Raw genomic sequence first — 12,706 nt, 5'->3', positions numbered from 1 at the left:
AGGCTGTCAGCTCAGGTGGTGCTTAGCTCAGATTGCAGAGTGCCAGTATAGAGCTACTTCGAGGGATTAACTTTGATCTGCCGCAGGCTAAATACAGAAGTTGTTGTGAACCGTAATCCGGTAAAAAAATAGGCGTATTTACACACCGTACAACTTAAAAGCCCAGGATGTGGTTGCGACACGCTGGCTTAACTGACCACGTTGAAAACTAAATAACAGTGCCGGTTTACGGTTAAGCTGGCTATTATCGTATACCAGCCCCAAATCAGCCTGCAGTACCGCCTGGCGGATCAGTGTTTTGTTACGCACAAAACGGTCACGGATTTTATCTTCCGGCACATCATGTCCGCCCTCTGTGACCCTTAATGCTACACGACGTACTGATAAATCGGCTGCTGCAACGCCAACATGGAATACCATCACAATAAACCCAGCGGCTCTGGCCTGTTGTAGTAAATCCAGCTTAGAGGGATGTGAGAAGGTAGATTCAGTCACAAAACTGTGTTGCAAAGCCAAATACTCTGCCCTGCGCTGAGCCGCCAGCTTAGCTGCCGCATAAGCGCCAGCCATTGACTGATCGCTAAGTTCAGTTTTCTGAATAATATCGGCGTTAATAAAGGGAGCTTGTACTTTGGGCTTTAACACTTGTTCGTAGAAGGTAGACTTGCCTGCACCATTGGGGCCGGCAATCAGATACAGTATCGGTTTACTATTCATCTTTTACCGTAGCATTCAGCTCTGCCTGTGTAATAACTTCGCCATTGCTGTCTACCCCGGCCCCAAGCCCTCGCTGTTGTCGCTGCTGATAAAAAGCCTGTTGCTCGTGGGTATAGCCGGTATTTTCGTTAAACATATCCGCTTCGAACATACCCAGGTAAACTGCCGCCTCTTCATTTGAAGCCAACTGATCCGGGCTAAGCTGGCCTTGCAAAATAGCCTTAACTTTTGCCATATCAAATAACGGTGATTGTTCGATAAACCGACCAATACGCATCCAGTGCGCCGCCTGCTCGCCAATAGAGCGGCTCATCAACTCACTTTCTTTGCGCACTTGCTGCACAATCTGTTCATCAGACACTTTTATCGTAACGGCCATTTTTCACTCCCGGTGTCAATCAGACACCTTAATCAAACAACCGGAGTATAGATGATGATGGCTATATCGCCAAGTCGCATTACTTGGGTTTTGCCAACCAATAAAACAACCAGCCTATCGCACGACTTTCTCGTAAGGCAGCATTTGAGGATTGTCTTTGGCAATCTTTTTGTACTCATCTTCAAGCCACGCCTGACAATTCTCCAGGCACAACAAATGCACCTCATAGTCAGATAGATCGCGGATCGTTTCACTATGCCGCTGTGCTACTCGACTTATCGGCCAGACGCTTGATAGCTATTTCATCAAGGCGGGCATGCCTTACTGACTCAGAAATACATGCGCCGATGTTTTCGTAAAAGCGTTTGCCCTGCTCATTGTCGTGCGCCACGATCCAGTCTATGCGGCCACAGCCTGCTTCTTCAGCGAGGTTACACAATGCCGACAAAAGCGCCTCACCAATACCTTTACTTCGATACTGCGGGTAAATAAATAAATCATCAAGCCAGAACCCAGGCTTAGCAATAAAGGTAGAGTAGATACTGTAGTAGGTTGCAATTCCAATGACTTCGTCAGCCTCAACCACAACCAATGCGTATGCTTTTGGAGCCGGTGAAAAGAAAGCTTCTTTAATATCACTTTCTTTCGCCCGCAATGTGTCGGCGCAGCCGTCAAATTCTGCTTTCGCCCGTATAATGTTAAGTATCTGGCTGGTATCAGCACTAACCGCTTTTCTTATGCTAAAAATGATAAGTTCTCCTTACGTGTAATCATTACGCCCACGTTACACTGCCTCTGGCAGCAACTGTGGGTTCCACACTACTTCCCATAAATGGCCATCCGGGTCTTGAAAGTAGCCGGCGTAGCCGCCCCAAAAGGTGTCTTTTGCAGGTTTTACTATTGTTGCACCGGCGGCTTTGGCCTCTGCCATTACCTCATCTACTTCTGTTTTTGACATCACATTGTGGCCAATTGACACGCCTGAGCCGTGGCCACTAAACGCCAGGCCGGTATCCTGTGCCAGGCTGGTTGTTGGCCACAATGCCAGTTTAAGGCCGGCGGCTAAATCAAAAAATGCCACTGCGCCATGTTCAAACTCAGTACCGACTATACCGGCGGTGGGCAGGCCCAGGCCATCACGGTAAAAATGCACGGCACGTTCTAAGTTAGCTACGCCAAGGGTTATTACGGAAATACGGGCTTTCATTTAAATTAACCTCTGTAACACACCTTTGCGTTTAACGATATTTTTATAGTCCCACTGAATATCTCTGGCTTTAGCCAACCAGCGCTGCAAGGCGGCGGTGTCAATCTCCGCAACAGCGTTATAAAAAATCGAGGCATCTTTGAATTTTTTGCCAGGAATGTTTAAGCCTGCTTCGCCAAAGTCTGCCCCGCTCCAGAACATCAGCCGTATACCGGCTTTTTGTTTGCTGTAGCCAACAATAGGGTTGCCATTTAAAAACCATACCGGATGCGAATGCCATATCTTGCAGTCTGCATCAGGTAAGGCGTTATTTATTTGCTCCGCCAGCAGCTCGCATACTGCTTTTAGTTCTGGCTGCTGAGCCTCGTTGTAGTGGCTAATCTCTGGTTGTATCGTCATATTTGCTGAAGCCTTTTAAGTTACATAAGCAACAAAATCGGTCACACCAACGTCATGGCCAAGCTGGTGCAATAGCGTGGTAAGCTGGCCGCGATGATGGGTTTGGTGATTAAACATATGCGCCACGGCCACCCAGGTGGGGTGTTCGCGTAACTGGCCCTGCGAATTGCTGTACTTCATACTACTGGCAAGTTGCGCATCGGTTAACTCTGCGGCAAAGCGCGTCATTACTTCATCAGTTGCCACCCTTTGCGCACTGAGCTTTGTAAAATCTGCGTACAGTTCATCACGTAAAGACGAAAACTGCTGCACCAGTTCGGCTTGCTGTAGTGACGCCATGGCAGGAAAGGCTGTGGCAAAGCGACCAAGCCAGATACGGTCAGCCAACAGAATATGATTCAGCGTAGCATGAACAGAGCCAAAGAAGGCACCCAACTCTTTTTTACGCTCGTTATCGCTTAAACCCGCTACCAGGGTGAATAACCGGTGATTAAACTCAAGGTTATATTTAGCAAAACCACACATTTGCTGCTGATGTGAACCCATTATTTAGCCTCCCGTTTCCACATTACTTTGTTGTTCCTTATAAATATCCAGCATTTACCCGCGATAACAATCCCCAGCTGTAAAACCACGAATAATCTTTGATAGTGTGCTCTTAAGCCAATCAGGCCCAAAATCTGTCATATCGTTATGCTTTGCGTCAGCAACCTGAACAATACAAGCATCAAACTGCTTTAACTCTGCGGTTGTATACAGCACACCGTCATCGGCCGGAAAGTCGCTACCACGAATTGACAATACCGCTACAGTTTCAAGCTGCGGTAAGGGCACCCGGCGATGATCCAGCGTTATCAACTGCTTCACACTTGCCAGGCCACTATTAATATACCAGGCCGAAATATCACCACCATTAGAATGCCCCACCAGAATGATGCTGGCAAAGTTGTATTTTGGCATGCGCTGTTGCAATTCAGTACGGACAAATTCAAGGCTGTTAGCGCCACGCTGCCAGTTTTCACTGCGTGCAGTATAAAGATCACCATGCACCGCCAACGGCGGGTCACCCGGCAATTCGTGCTGCACCGCTACAACCAGGTATCCAGCGCCATTTAATGTGTTGCTGATAAACTTATAGTTATCATAAGCCACCCCATAACCAGAGCTTAGCAGCGCCACCGGACAAGGGCTTTTACTGCTGCAAACCGAAGTATCCTGCGGGTAACTGATGTGAATGGGAATATCGCGCTGCGTTTGTGTATCGTGCAGCACACGGTACTCTGCCGCACCTGCTTGAGTCGCTGAAGCCTGATTTAGCCATATAACAGCAAGTACAGCGATATATCTCAACAGCATCGGTTTAATCGTCATTGCTTTTTTATGCCATAAATCCAATCCAGTCCCTGAATTGCAGTAGTTGGAAATGCCACCAGCATTAATAATTTCATTTGGTTAACCTAATGTGCAGCAACAATTTTTGGCACTGTCTTACTCGGAAAATACCTACTGATGATACTTACGGATCATAGCTACCTTTTCGCATAGCTTGTTTGCCGTCAGGCTTGCGCGAATCATCAATAACATACGGTAAATGTGTGTAACCCATACATTAACTTATGCTGGTTGTACTTTTTGTATTGTCATATGCAGCAGCGGGTAAGGCTTGCCCTGATCATCGGTTGGTGAGCGCCCGGTTACTGCAAAACCAATATGCTGATCCCCTCAAAGCCTGCGAATCCAGCTTGCCTCCACTTCAGTCACAATTTATTTAATTTTCATATATTTATTGCAATCAAAGTATATGGCAGGTATTAAGTTTCGTATTTTATTTTCCATTTTGTAAAAAGTGCTCAGCAAAGCATCTCTATGCGCATGGTATATTTTAAAACTCTGTAACTCTTCATCAGAAACAGAAGAAAAATCTACTTCCCTGTTCACAAGAGCCATAAACCTATCGCCTCTACTTGAAGAAAATAATTCACCATACAACAACACAGAGTCTGTGGTTTGATTTTCTCTTGCTGCCTCAGCATATAAATTAGGTAGCTTATCAGTAGAGTTCTTAATAACACATTCAACAAGCGCCTCTGAAACATCAACTGATTGATTTGATGCTGAGTATCTGATTCCGTCGACAAAACTTTTATCGAAATTTAATTTTTCGACCACCAACTTTGAAGCGTCAACTAAATTAATACCGTTTGCCTTCGCATTAAAAGAAAAAATCAAAATCATTGCAGCAATATACTTCAATTTAAGTCACTCCATTTCAACAGAACGCCGTTCACATTGGGTAAGTATTATAGAACACCTCGCTATAGCTTACGAAGGTATACTTTATAAGGCTACAGATACCGACAACGGCGAAAAACTGTTTTTGCGATTATTGGTATTGCGTATTTCGGCTTTTTCAGTCGTTTGATGCTGAACTACGCCGCTGAAGATAAATAGGCGTCAAAGTAAAAACCACCCGCAGGTGGTTTTTTATCAAGCTAAAGAGCCATCTAGAACCGCTTCCGCTTTACATCAGCTTGGGCTTTCGCTGAACTGTTAAGCTTACTGTTTTGTTCCAGCAAGATAAGCATTTCTTTTGCTACCAGCGCGGCTGATGGCAGAAACATGGTTGAAACAATGCGCTGATCAATAATCACATCATGCTTATCGGCAATATTGTCTTTGTTGATTATAACTGCGCCATTTTTGCGCAGCTGTGCTTCAACCAAAAACGGCAGCAATGCCCCCTGCTTTGCCCAGGATTTTTCTTTCTCTGTCGAATCCGGAAAGCCGGCTACGCGCTTACCCTGCACCATAAATTTGCCGTTAGTTAGTTTTACGTTGGCAAAAGCGCCGGCACCGTGGCCACTGCTGCCGATTACTCCGCCATTTTGATAAATACCCGCCATAATATCCAACAGCGGCTGATTGGCCGCCACATCGAACAAGGTGCCATAGCCACCACCGATATAAACAGCGACGTAGTTTGCTGCCTTAACCTGCGCCGGTGCCAATGAACTGTTAGCCTTATCTAAAAACCCTTCATATTTTATCGTGTAACTGCTGATTCCCAGCGGGTCCATCATAAAGGGTACAGCGCCACCGGCAGGAGAAGCAAAGTCTACACTGTAGCCATGGGAAACAAAGATATGATACGGCGGTGCGTATTCCCACAGGTTATTCCTCGCATCGTGCTTATCAGGGTCACCCATATCCTCCAGGTTTGACGCAATGATCAAAATTTTCTTAGTATCATCCGCTGCGACCTGAAAACCGAACACAATAATTACGAGCCCCAGCAGCAAAATCAGATTTCTCATATTCATTCCTTTGTAAATACAAAGGCTGCAAAAGCAGCCTTTGGTTGTTTAAGCAACATAACATATTCGCGAAGCTTATAACTTATCCAGCTCTATATCGCCGCTTACTGTACTTAGCTCTACACTGCCGTCACCACTGCCCAGCGTAAACTGCAGGCTGCGGGCCGGGCCGTATTTGGCTTTATTGGCTTTGTCGTTGCTCAGCTGGTTTTTAATGCTGCCACCGGCTGAGGCTTTAATGTCAAAGCGGGCATTCACGTTGCTGTCCAGTTTTAATTCAATATCACCGCTTACACTGCTACCACTAATACGCGGGCTGGCAGAGCCTTTTAATTTGGCATCAATTTCACCGTTTACCGTGCTTAGTTTTAACTGCTTAGTACCGTTTAGTTCCAGCTCAGCGTCGCCGTTTACGGTGCTGACACTTACTTCTTCGGCACTGCTTTTAGCATTAATTTTACCGTTAACTACGTCATAGCTCAGGCGGCCACTTGAGCCTTCGTCATCTATTTTGCCATTAACCGTGCTTAGCTCTACCTTACCACTGGCACTTTTTACTTTAATTTCGCCATTTACCGTGTTCAGTTTTACACTGTTGCGCAGATCAGAGGCTTTAATGTCGCCGTTTACCGTACTGATCTGGCTGCTGCCATGAATACCGTTTACGGTAACATTACCGTTTACGCCTTTAAATTCAACACTGCTGCCTACCGGTACATCAAAACTTAGCTCTGCGTTGTTGGCTTTATCGCGCCAGTTGTAATTAACCTGGCGTGGCATAGTCATTTCAAAACGGGTAAAACCGTCTTTGCTTTCCAGCGTATAACCGGTAGCTTTTTCATCCAGCTTACCGCTGGCTTTAAACTGGTTGCTACGTACTGCATTAATGGTTATTTCACCGCTCATTACTTCAATATAAATTTTCTCGTTGGCGCTTACCGCCCGGCTTTCATTTACTGCTTCACGCGCATCGGCTAATACCAGTTGGCTAAAGCCCAGCAACACTAAACTGCCAAGGCCAAAGGCCCATGTTTTTGCCATTGTATTCATATGTTATCTCCTAACTTATTACTAAAGGTTGTTGCAGTGTCGCCTGTTGCAGGTAAGACAACTGCTGTTGATACAAGCTTTGCAACTGTGCTAACAGCTGCGGTTCATCCGGATAAAATGCTAACGCCTGGCGTACCTGGGCTATTGCCTGATCCCACACACGTATTTGTTGCTGCCAGTTATCAAACCCCTCAGCCACGGCCACCATCTGGCTTAGCTGGGTGGCTTTTTGCTGCTCATAAATCTGCAGCAATATCAGCTCTGCGCTGGGCATAGCCGCGGTAGTGCTGGTAGTGCCGGGCATAAGTGCCTGCTGCCAGCCAAATACACTCAACAACCCCAGCATAGCGGCAATGCCCCAATACCAGCGCACGGCTTTGCTTTTGGCCGCAATCGGGGCTTCAGGTTGTTGGCCAACTGTTTCAAGCTGTGCGGCAATATCCGGCCATAAATCACGTTGTGGTGCTATCTGCGGTGCCAGTTGGCTGATAGCCTTGTCAAGTTGCTGTTCATTCATCTGCTAACCACTCCTGTAACAGTTGTCTGGCTCTGAAATACTGTGCTTTAGAAGTACCTTCAGCGATGCCCAGTAAAGTTGCAATTTCCTGGTGCTGATAACCTTCCAGAGCAAATAATACAAACACCGCCCTGGCCTGTGCGGGCAGGCGCTGGATCGCCTGCTCCAATGGCGCCTCTGTACTGGTGCACTCTACTGTTTGCTCAGCCAATTCAGGTTGCTCATCACTACTGTCGGTTAAGCGCAGGTATTTTTCCTGGCGCCAGATATCAATAGCGGTGCGGGTAGCAATACTGTGCAGCCAGGTAGCGAAACTGCTGTCACCGCGAAACCCGCCCAGTTGTTGCCATACCTTAATAAAAATTTCCTGGCTGGCATCTTCAGCTTTTTGCTTGTTGGCCAGCAAGCGCCAGCAAATAGCGTATACCCGGCCGACATACTGCTGATACAGGTAATAAAAGGCCTGTCTGTCGCCTTTTTGCGCAGCTGTGACTGCCTGCGCAATCTCCATTGCCATAAACGCCCTTAAATACCAAAGTTATTGTGTTAATTGTCAGGTTAGTCGGCAGGGTAAAACGAAAGGTTTAAAGGCAGCAAAATTTTTGTTGGTAATTTTCTTCAGTTTGGTTTTGCAGGTAGCGTATTGGCAGAAAAAATAAAGCGGGAGCCAGGGCCCCCGCCACTAAATAGTGTTTAATAATCCAGGAAGGAAGGTGTAACGCTGTGCATTGTGCCCGGCCTAAGTGTCAGTTGTGTTACAGCTTAGCGATAGTTTTATGAAGACTTTTAATAACAACAGGCAATAAAACAATAGGCAGAAGATAGCCGGGTAAAAAAAGCCGGATCTTATAGATCCGGCGAATTTGAAGCACTAGGAGGAACAGTTTTGCCTTAACAGGCAATGCTTAGTGTGCAGGCTAAGTGTTACAGCAAGATGATCTTGCACCGCTATATCAGTTATTATCAGCATCTTTATTTTGATGGCTTAACCTCATGACATTCCCTGCTCCACAACGTCTGGCAAAATGGATTGCCCAAAGCGGCTATTGCTCGCGCCGGGCGGCCGAGCGGTTAATTACCCAGGGTGTAGTTAGCATAAATGGCGCTGTAGCGCGCCACACAGATGATGTTAGCGCATTGGATCAGATATCTGTTCACGGCCAGCCGTTACCGGCCCCACCTGCTTTGCAGTATCTTTTGTACCATAAACCCGTTGGAGTTGATTGCAATAACCGTCCGGATGACCCGGCCAGCCTGTATCAGGTACTCAGGTTATTACCGCAGCGTTTATTTGCTGTTGGCCGGCTGGACAAAGACTCCAGTGGCTTATTGCTGTTAACCAATGATGGCGGTCTTAGCCAGCGCCTGATGCACCCCGCCTATTACCATGAAAAAGGCTATCAGGTAAGCACAGATAAAAGCATCAGTGCCGGTTTTATTGCCAGTATGGCTGCAGGGGTAAGCTGGCAACTGGGTGAAACACGCTATCAGTCACGCCGGTGCCGGATAACCCAAACTGCTGAGCAAGAATTTTATATTGTGTTAACCCAGGGCCTGCACCGGCAAATACGCTATATGTGTAAAGCATTGGGGTATCGTGTTACAGCGTTAAAACGTGACAGATTGCATAATTTACAACTGGCACAGCTGCCTGAAGGGCAAATGCGGCCGCTAAGCAGTGCCGAACTACACCAGCTACAACTGCTTAGTACGCTGCCACAGCCATAAACATAACAACAGGGTTACACCATACATCAGTAAAGCGCCCAGCACTACGCCATTCCAGCTGTGCCATTGCCAAAATGGCTGCAAATACAAACCACCGGTGCTGGCGCCAACATAGTAAAACACCAAATACAGTGCATTAGCGCTGGCTTTGGCCCTGCTGGCACACTGATTTACCCAGCTACTGGCCAGCGAATGGGTAAGAAAAAAGCCAAAAGCATTAATAAAAAAACCGGCGACAATAAAACCTAAACTGCTACTCAGCGTCAGTAAGGTGCCCAACATTAAAATAACCACACCCAACGCCATACCCAGCGGTACCGGCATTTTCAGTGCTACTTTGCCGGAGATGGCCGAACCGACAGTGCCGGTAAAATAAGTAATAAATAACAAGCCAATCCAGAAGCTGGACAAGCTGTAAGGTGCATCTGACAGCACAAAAGCAATATAGGTATATTGGTTAAGAAAAATAAAAAAGTTAAGCCCGCCAATAAGGTAAGTTAACAACAGCAATGGCTGGCGCAGATGAAACAGGTTGTCGGCTAATGCCTGTTTTAACGCAAACGGCTTAACTACAAAGCGCTTTGCCGGTGGTAAATGGCGCCAGATAAGATAACAGCTCACCACACCCAATGCGGCTACCGGCCAAAACACCCATTGCCAGTGACCAATATCGGCCAGCGCTCCGGCCATTAAGCGGCCGCTTATCCCCCCTAACGAGTTGGCACTGATGTAATAACCCACGGCAGCCACCAGTGCCGGTTTGCTGTATTCTTCTCCCATGTAAGCAATGGCTACGGCAGGCAGCCCACCGAGAAAAATACCCTGCACAGCGCGCCAGAACACCAGTGCAGCAAAACTCTCTACCTGGGTTAATGCCAGAGTACTTAGCGTCATGCCTATCAGGGTAAGTAACAGCAGCTTTTTGCGGCCCCAGGCATCGGATAACGCAGCATAAACCAGTAACGACAGGCCAAGGCACAAAGTACCGCTGGCATAGGCCCAGGTTGTTTCCAGTGGCGTTAAGGCAAACTCTCGGCTTAACACGGGTAATAAGGGCTGCAGTAAATGCAGGTTGGCAAATACCACCACAGCCGCTAAACACAGCGCAAAGGTAGCACGGTAAAACGCCGGGCTTTTGTACTCGATCACAACACAGGGCCTGACTTGTTAAAGTGCGGCTATTATAGGGCTATTTACCGGCCCATACGAGCAGGCATAAACCGTTACAACCTGTATTATCTGCTGTTGGCCTGCTGAAATAATTGCAAAAAAGGTTAAAGTTTCGCCAACATCAGCCGTTAACCAGTTACGGGTTATACTGATGCCAGATTAAAACCAGCTTTTCAGGAGCAACATTATGTCAATCACCTCCGGCAATGGCGCCTCTGTAGCAGGCGCAACCAAACCAAACACTGCCAGCATAAAAGCGGAGGATAACCGCGGTATTAAAAATATGGCGGCAGAGGCCAAACAGGCACAAAACACCGCTATTCTGCGTGCTAATGAGCAGGTATCACTGCGCAGCAATAACGACTCGCTAAGTTTACTGTATAAAACCGCGCTGGAAGGCATAAACGCCGAACTGGAACCGGTAATGGGCGAAAACGCTGCGCAAAAAATTTATGATTCCGGCATTGATACCTCGCCCGAGGCCACTGCCGACCGTATTGTCGCCTTTGCTACCGGCTTTTACAGCCGCTATAAAGAACTGAATCCGGGTAAATCAGAAGAAGAAACCCTCGATAGCTTTATGAAGATCATCGGTGGCGGTATCGAAAAAGGCTTTAACGACGCCAAAGATATTCTTAAAGGCTTAAAAGTGTATGAAGGCGAAGTAGAAAGCGGCGTAGACAAAACCTATGGTCTGGTTATGCAGGGGCTTAGCAACTTTCGTGAAAAAATGCTGGAACTGGCCGCTATGCCCGCCCAACCTGATAACAGCGCTAAGGTTTAACCCTGGCGCTGTGTTTTTACAGTTACTGCTTAACTGCAGGTTCGGCTGAGCCAATACGGGTAACCAGCAGTTGGTCAATTTTATAGCTGTCGATATCAACTACTTCAAACTTATAGCCGCCATGTAGCACAAAGTCGGTACGTTTGGGAATTTTACGCAGCGTATACATCATAAAACCGGCAATGGTTTCATAGTTTTCCGGGCTGGGGAAACTATCAATATCCAGCACCCGCATAACATCCTGTAGTGGTGTTAACCCCTCTACCAGCCAGGAATTAGCATCACGCGCTACTATCTGCTCTTCCTCTGAACTTACCAGCTCACCCATCACAATGCTCATAACGTCTTTTAATGTAATAATGCCCACCACCAACGCGTATTCATTCATAATAATGGCAAAATCTACCCCGGCTGATTTAAAGTGCTCCAGCACTTCGTACAGCGATAAGGTATCGGGAATAATAAGCGGCTGGCGCACTATGCCTTCTTTTTTCAGTGATATAGGCTGATCGTGCAACACCTGCATCAGAATATCGCGGGTATCGACATAACCCACTACCTTGTCCAGCACCTCGTCACAGACGACAAATTTAGCATGTGGATGTTCGGCAATTTTGGCCTTAATGCTGTCTTGTGATTCATTGTTAGTGAAAAAAATCAGGCTTTCGCGTGCTGTCATAGCAGAGGTTACCGTGCGCGATTCCATATCAAACACGTTTTCCAGTAACTGGTGCTCATGCTCCTGTAATACACCGGCCTGCGCACCGGCTTCCATCATGGCAATAATATCTTCCGGGGTAATATCATCTTTGCGCATAGTAGGTACATTAAACAGACTGAAAAACAAATTCGCCAGGCTGTTAAACAACCAAACCAGAGGTTTTAGCAGCATGATCAAAAACAACATCGGGCTAACCACCTTAGTGGCAATTTTCTCCGGAGCTATCATCGCCAACCGCTTTGGCATTAAATCGGCAAACAGGATAAACAGCGAGGTCACAAAAAATACCGATAAGGCAAAACCGGCGCTTGGCACCCAGGCACCGCTGAAAAACAGGGCCAGCAAAGCAGTAAAGTAAGGGGTAAAAGCCGATTCGCCCAAAATCCCCCCCAAAATCGCCACCGCATTAAGGCCAATTTGTACTATGGTAAAAAAGTTACCGGGGTGCTCCTGCAATGCCAGCACCTTCTCGGCATTGGCGTCGCCTTCGGTTGCCATCAGCCGCAGACGCATTTTTCGTGATGCCGCCAGTGCAATTTCAGATACCGAAAAAAATGCACTGCCGGCAACCAGCAGCAGCATCAGCAACATATATTCCAGCGTAGACATATTCTCTCCCGTATAACAGCATCAGCCTGAAGCACTGACATATGGCGCTAGTATAGCGCTGTTGTATGACTAAACCTGCTAACTATCTGAAAATATTCAGACAGCTGCTAT

16 protein-coding genes are annotated in these 12,706 nt (G+C 46.9%); 2 read left to right on the top strand and 14 right to left on the bottom strand.

Features of this window, described 5'->3' with window-relative positions; all coding sequences use genetic code 11:
* Window positions 1–138 precede the first annotated feature (138 nt).
* From J3B89_RS18995 to J3B89_RS18940, 12 genes are all read right to left on the bottom strand, one after another.
* Window positions 139–717, bottom strand: coding sequence for an ATPase (locus J3B89_RS18995; protein ID WP_215399208.1), 579 nt, complete (start codon window positions 715–717; stop codon window positions 139–141).
* Entirely contained in the window at window positions 710–1,096 is a 387-nt protein-coding gene (locus tag J3B89_RS18990) for a ParD-like family protein (RefSeq protein ID WP_215399207.1), read from the bottom strand. Before J3B89_RS18990 ends, J3B89_RS18995 begins: the two co-directional genes overlap by 8 nt.
* Window positions 1,097–1,349: 253 nt before the next feature.
* The gene (locus J3B89_RS18985) at window positions 1,350–1,751 is read right to left on the bottom strand and encodes a GNAT family N-acetyltransferase (protein ID WP_251372578.1); all 402 of its coding nucleotides are present in this window, start codon (window positions 1,749–1,751) and stop codon (window positions 1,350–1,352) included.
* Between the two features lie 129 nt (window positions 1,752–1,880).
* Window positions 1,881–2,303, bottom strand: coding sequence for a VOC family protein (locus J3B89_RS18980; protein WP_215399206.1), 423 nt, complete (start codon window positions 2,301–2,303; stop codon window positions 1,881–1,883).
* Window positions 2,304–2,702 (bottom strand): DUF1801 domain-containing protein, encoded by a 399-nt coding sequence (locus J3B89_RS18975; protein ID WP_251372577.1) that lies wholly within the window; start codon window positions 2,700–2,702, stop codon window positions 2,304–2,306.
* A gap of 15 nt (window positions 2,703–2,717) precedes the next feature.
* Window positions 2,718–3,248, bottom strand: a complete 531-nt coding sequence (locus J3B89_RS18970) for a DinB family protein (RefSeq protein WP_215399205.1) — start codon at window positions 3,246–3,248, stop codon at window positions 2,718–2,720.
* Between the two features lie 54 nt (window positions 3,249–3,302).
* Window positions 3,303–4,073, bottom strand: coding sequence for an alpha/beta hydrolase (locus tag J3B89_RS18965; RefSeq protein WP_215768305.1), 771 nt, complete (start codon window positions 4,071–4,073; stop codon window positions 3,303–3,305).
* Between the two features lie 393 nt (window positions 4,074–4,466).
* Window positions 4,467–4,955: a hypothetical protein gene (locus J3B89_RS18960; protein WP_215399203.1), complete on the bottom strand. Its 489-nt coding sequence runs from the start codon at window positions 4,953–4,955 to the stop codon at window positions 4,467–4,469.
* 251 nt (window positions 4,956–5,206) lie between these two features.
* On the bottom strand, window positions 5,207–6,016 hold the full coding sequence (locus J3B89_RS18955; protein ID WP_215399202.1) for a type 1 glutamine amidotransferase domain-containing protein: 810 nt from the start codon (window positions 6,014–6,016) through the stop codon (window positions 5,207–5,209).
* Between the two features lie 75 nt (window positions 6,017–6,091).
* Window positions 6,092–7,066: a DUF4097 family beta strand repeat-containing protein gene (locus tag J3B89_RS18950; protein WP_251372576.1), complete on the bottom strand. Its 975-nt coding sequence runs from the start codon at window positions 7,064–7,066 to the stop codon at window positions 6,092–6,094.
* Between the two features lie 10 nt (window positions 7,067–7,076).
* A complete protein-coding gene (locus tag J3B89_RS18945) occupies window positions 7,077–7,583 on the bottom strand; it encodes a hypothetical protein (RefSeq protein ID WP_215399201.1) in 507 nt (168 codons plus the stop codon).
* Window positions 7,576–8,100 (bottom strand): RNA polymerase sigma factor, encoded by a 525-nt coding sequence (locus tag J3B89_RS18940; RefSeq protein ID WP_215399200.1) that lies wholly within the window; start codon window positions 8,098–8,100, stop codon window positions 7,576–7,578. Before J3B89_RS18940 ends, J3B89_RS18945 begins: the two co-directional genes overlap by 8 nt.
* Window positions 8,101–8,576: 476 nt before the next feature.
* Between J3B89_RS18940 and J3B89_RS18935 the strand changes: the two genes are divergently transcribed.
* The gene (locus tag J3B89_RS18935; RefSeq protein ID WP_215399199.1) at window positions 8,577–9,311 is read left to right on the top strand and encodes a pseudouridine synthase; all 735 of its coding nucleotides are present in this window, start codon (window positions 8,577–8,579) and stop codon (window positions 9,309–9,311) included.
* On the opposite strand, the gene J3B89_RS18930 is transcribed toward J3B89_RS18935, so the two are convergent.
* Entirely contained in the window at window positions 9,279–10,460 is a 1,182-nt protein-coding gene (locus tag J3B89_RS18930; protein WP_215399198.1) for an MFS transporter, read from the bottom strand. The two genes, J3B89_RS18935 and J3B89_RS18930, sit on opposite strands and share 33 nt — an antisense overlap.
* 208 nt (window positions 10,461–10,668) lie before the next feature.
* Here J3B89_RS18930 and J3B89_RS18925 point away from each other — a divergent pair, with 208 nt between their 5' ends.
* Window positions 10,669–11,265, top strand: a complete 597-nt coding sequence (locus J3B89_RS18925) for a DUF5610 domain-containing protein (protein WP_215399197.1) — start codon at window positions 10,669–10,671, stop codon at window positions 11,263–11,265.
* A 22-nt stretch (window positions 11,266–11,287) separates the two neighbouring features.
* Here J3B89_RS18925 and paeA read toward each other — a convergent pair whose 3' ends face one another.
* Window positions 11,288–12,595, bottom strand: a complete 1,308-nt coding sequence (gene paeA, locus J3B89_RS18920) for a polyamine export protein PaeA (protein WP_215399196.1) — start codon at window positions 12,593–12,595, stop codon at window positions 11,288–11,290.
* Window positions 12,596–12,706 lie beyond the last annotated feature (111 nt).

Origin of the sequence: Rheinheimera oceanensis (genome assembly GCF_018831085.1) — a bacterium.
In the GTDB taxonomy this organism is placed as follows: Bacteria; Pseudomonadota; Gammaproteobacteria; order Enterobacterales; family Alteromonadaceae; genus Alishewanella; species Alishewanella oceanensis.
Note: the sequence above shows the minus strand (reverse complement) of the source record. Positions and strands in the feature narration are given on the sequence as shown.

Coding starts and splice junctions, on each gene's coding strand:
- J3B89_RS18995 (WP_215399208.1), bottom strand. CDS start 717: ATGAATAGTAAACCGATACTGTATCTGATTGCCGGCCCCAATGGTGCA.
- J3B89_RS18990 (WP_215399207.1), bottom strand. CDS start 1,096: ATGGCCGTTACGATAAAAGTGTCTGATGAACAGATTGTGCAGCAAGTG.
- J3B89_RS18980 (WP_215399206.1), bottom strand. CDS start 2,303: ATGAAAGCCCGTATTTCCGTAATAACCCTTGGCGTAGCTAACTTAGAA.
- J3B89_RS18975 (WP_251372577.1), bottom strand. CDS start 2,702: ATGACGATACAACCAGAGATTAGCCACTACAACGAGGCTCAGCAGCCA.
- J3B89_RS18970 (WP_215399205.1), bottom strand. CDS start 3,248: ATGGGTTCACATCAGCAGCAAATGTGTGGTTTTGCTAAATATAACCTT.
- J3B89_RS18965 (WP_215768305.1), bottom strand. CDS start 4,073: ATGACGATTAAACCGATGCTGTTGAGATATATCGCTGTACTTGCTGTT.
- J3B89_RS18955 (WP_215399202.1), bottom strand. CDS start 6,016: ATGAGAAATCTGATTTTGCTGCTGGGGCTCGTAATTATTGTGTTCGGT.
- J3B89_RS18950 (WP_251372576.1), bottom strand. CDS start 7,066: ATGAATACAATGGCAAAAACATGGGCCTTTGGCCTTGGCAGTTTAGTG.
- J3B89_RS18945 (WP_215399201.1), bottom strand. CDS start 7,583: ATGAATGAACAGCAACTTGACAAGGCTATCAGCCAACTGGCACCGCAG.
- J3B89_RS18940 (WP_215399200.1), bottom strand. CDS start 8,100: ATGGCAATGGAGATTGCGCAGGCAGTCACAGCTGCGCAAAAAGGCGAC.
- J3B89_RS18935 (WP_215399199.1), top strand. CDS start 8,577: ATGACATTCCCTGCTCCACAACGTCTGGCAAAATGGATTGCCCAAAGC.
- J3B89_RS18925 (WP_215399197.1), top strand. CDS start 10,669: ATGTCAATCACCTCCGGCAATGGCGCCTCTGTAGCAGGCGCAACCAAA.
- paeA (WP_215399196.1), bottom strand. CDS start 12,595: ATGTCTACGCTGGAATATATGTTGCTGATGCTGCTGCTGGTTGCCGGC.